Source organism: Halorubrum sp. AJ67, from assembly GCF_000513435.1.
In genome coordinates this window covers 115,573-118,753 of sequence record NZ_CBVY010000006.1, presented here as the reverse complement: position 1 = coordinate 118,753, position 3,181 = coordinate 115,573, and the positions used below count along the sequence as shown (strand labels likewise).

Annotated in this window: 3 protein-coding genes; 2 read left to right on the top strand and 1 reads right to left on the bottom strand. The window is 66.8% G+C overall.

The features are described from left to right. A partial coding sequence (locus BN903_RS15785; RefSeq protein WP_195155750.1) for a DUF3592 domain-containing protein occupies positions 1-225 on the top strand: 225 nt, incomplete at its 5' end. 124 nt (positions 226-349) lie between these two features. Here the strand turns inward: BN903_RS15785 and BN903_RS07655 are convergent. Continuing rightward, the gene (locus tag BN903_RS07655) at positions 350-2,539 is read right to left on the bottom strand and encodes an elongation factor EF-2 (protein ID WP_048077176.1); all 2,190 of its coding nucleotides are present in this window, start codon (positions 2,537-2,539) and stop codon (positions 350-352) included. A gap of 197 nt (positions 2,540-2,736) precedes the next feature. On the opposite strand from BN903_RS07655, the gene BN903_RS07650 reads away from it, so the two are divergent. Then, a partial coding sequence (locus BN903_RS07650) for a bifunctional 4-hydroxy-2-oxoglutarate aldolase/2-dehydro-3-deoxy-phosphogluconate aldolase (RefSeq protein ID WP_048077175.1) occupies positions 2,737-3,181 on the top strand: 445 nt, incomplete at its 3' end.

Genomic DNA, 3,181 nt, shown 5'->3' with positions numbered 1-3,181 from the left:
TTCCCGTCGGCGATCAGGTCGAACTACGACACCGAGTCGGCGGCTCGCGAGGTCCTCGACGGCTACGCCGTCGGCGAGCCCGCCACCGCCTACGTCGACCCGTCGGACCCCGACGGGGCGTTCCTGCGATCCCAGACGTCGAACGCCCCGCTCGTCGCGGTCGTGATCGGTCTGCTGTTCGCGTTCGTCGGCGGGCGGTCGACGCTCCGGCGCGTCCGCGGGTGACGAGACCGGCGAGAGAACAGGGTCGTCGCTGACGGCGAGAGCTGTCGGAAGCGAGAGCCGCTAAACGAGAGCTTCGCAGAAGCAAGACCGCAGAAAGCCGCACACCACGAACCGCGTCGTCGACTTAGAAGTAGTCGATCGACTGCGGCAGTTCGAGCTTCATGCCCTTGCGCTCGCGGATCTCCATGATCTTCTCGCGCTGGAGGTTGTCGACGAGCACGCGGAAGCCCGCGTTCTCGGTGTTCCACGAGGCGCGGCCCTCGGTGGCCGAGCGGATGTCGGAGGAGAACCCGATCATCTCCTCGACGGGCGCGATGCCCTCGACGACCATGAGGTCACCCTCCTGGTACATGTCGTCGACGCGGCCGCGACGACCCTGAATCTCGCCGGACGCCGCGCCCATGTGCTCGGAGGGCACGTCGATCCGGACGTCCTGGATCGGCTCCAGCAGGCGGACCTCGCCGTCGATCAGCGCGCGGTGGACAGCGTCGCGGACCGCGGGGATGACCTGCGCGGGACCGCGGTGGATGGTGTCCTCGTGGAGCTTCGCGTCGTGGAGGCGGAACAGCGACCCCTGGACCGGCTCGGCGGCCAGCGGGCCGTCGTCGAGCGCTTCCTGAAGCCCCTCCAAGACGAGCTCCATCGTCTCGTTGAGGTGCTGGATACCCTTCGTGTCGTCGATGAGGATGTTCGTCCGGTGGATGTCCTCGACGTTCTGGGAGGTATCCTTGTCCATGCCGGCCTCCTGCAGCGCCTCGCGGCGCTCCAGTTCGGGCATGTCCATCGAGACCTCGCCGAGCTGGATGGCGTCGACGATCTCCTGGTCCATCGGCTCGACGGTGATGTAGAACTTGTTGTGGCGGTTCGGCGACTGCCCCTCGACCTCGCGCGAGGACTCCTGGGGCTGCTCGCGGAACACAACGATCGGTTCGCCGGTGATGACCGGGATCCCCTGGTTGTCGCGGATCCGCTGGGTGATCACTTCGAGGTGAAGCTCACCCTGCCCGCTGATGAGGTGTTCGCCGGTGTCCTCGTTGATCTCGATCTGGATCGTCGGGTCCTCCTTGGCGACCTGCTGGAGCGTCTCGATGAGCTTCGGCAGGTCGTCCATGTTCTGGGCCTCGACGGACTTCGTGATGACCGGCTCGGAGATGTGCTCGATCGACTCGAACGGCGTCATCTCCACGGAGGAGACGGTCGAGCCGGCGATGGCGTCACGCAGCCCCGTGACCGACGCGATGTTCCCCGCCGGGACGCGGTCCACCTCCTCGCGTTCGGACCCCATGAAGAGGCCGACGCTCTGGATGCGGTTCTTGCCCGCCGTGCCGGAGACGTACAGCTCCTGACCCTTCTCCAGCGTGCCGGAGAAGACGCGGCCCGTCGCGATCTCGCCCGCGTGCGGGTCCATCGAGATGTCGGTGACCATGAAGACGACCTCGCCGTCCTCGTTGACCATCCGCATCGTGTCTGCCAGCTCGGACTCGGAGTCGCCACGCCAGATGCGCGGGACACGACGGGGCTGGGCGTCGACCGGGTTCGGGAAGTGCTCGCAGACCATGTCGAGCACGACGTCCGACAGCGGCGTCCGCTCGTGAAGCTCCTGCCGCTTGTCGTTCTGCTCTAACTCCATGATGTCGCCGAAGTCCATGCCGGTCCGCTGCATCGACGGCATCGAGACGCCCCACTTGTACAGCGCGGAGCCGAACCCGACCGTGCCGTCCTCGACGGAGACGGTCCAGTCCTCGGGGATGTCGTCCATGTTCTCGGCCATCCCGCGGATAAGCTCGTTGACGTCGGCGATGACGGACATCAGCCGCTCTTGCATCTCTTGGGGCCCCTCTTGGAGCTCCGAGATGAGGCGGTCGACCTTGTTGATGAAAAGCGCCGGCTTCACGCCCTCGCGGAGCGCCTGCCGGAGCACCGTCTCGGTCTGCGGCATCGCGCCCTCGACGGCGTCGACGACCACCAGCGCGCCGTCGACCGCGCGCATCGCGCGGGTGACGTCGCCCCCGAAGTCCACGTGGCCCGGGGTGTCGATGAGGTTGATGAGGTGGTTGGTATCCTCGTACTCGTGGGTCATCGAGACGTTCGCCGCGTCGATGGTGATACCGCGCTCCTGCTCGTCCTCCTTCGTGTCCATCGCGAGCTGCTCGCCCGCGGTGTCCTGCGAGATCATGCCGGCACCGGCCAGCAGATTGTCGGAGAGCGTCGTCTTGCCGTGGTCGACGTGGGCGGCGATGGCGATGTTCCGGATGTTCTCCGGGGTGTCCATCAGCCGTTCACACTCTTGAACGATCTTCTTGCGTCGGCCCATTATACCGACAATTACCGAAAGCAGGGTCAAAAGGGTAGTGTTTCGTCGCGGCCGTTTCGCCGGGGATCACCCCCGATCCCCGCCGATTTCGTGTCGACGGGTGTCACGGAACGTCGACTCTGCGGTCCCGACCGGAGGCCAGCGGACGGTCGCAAGCATCGGGGCGGTTTTAAGTCCCGACTCGGGAAACGGGAGGTATGAACGAGACGCTCTCTCAGATCGTCGACAGCGGCGTCGTCGCGGTGTTACGCGGGGTCCCGGCCGACCAGCTCATCGAGATCACCGAGGCGCTACGCGAGGGCGGGGTCACCGCCGTGGAGATCACCGCCGACACGCCGGACGTGGCAGAGAAGCTCGGCGAGGTCGCCGGCTCCTTCGACGACGAGGTCGTCGTCGGCACCGGGACGGTCCTCGACAGCGAGACCGCCCGGGCCACGCTGATGGCGGGCGCGGAGTTCGTCGTCTCGCCGAGCCTCCACGAGGACGTGATCGAGACGTGCAACCGCTACGGTGCCGTCACCGCGCCGGGCGTGATGACGCCGACGGAAGCGATCCGCGGCTACGAGGCCGGTGCCGACTTCGTGAAGGTGTTCCCCGCGAAGACCGTCGGCCCGGACCACCTCGGCGCGATGAAGGGGCCGC

Excerpts from the sequence above, each read along its gene's own strand:
- BN903_RS07655 (WP_048077176.1), bottom strand. The coding sequence starts at position 2,539 with ATGGGCCGACGCAAGAAGATCGTTCAAGAGTGTGAACGGCTGATGGAC.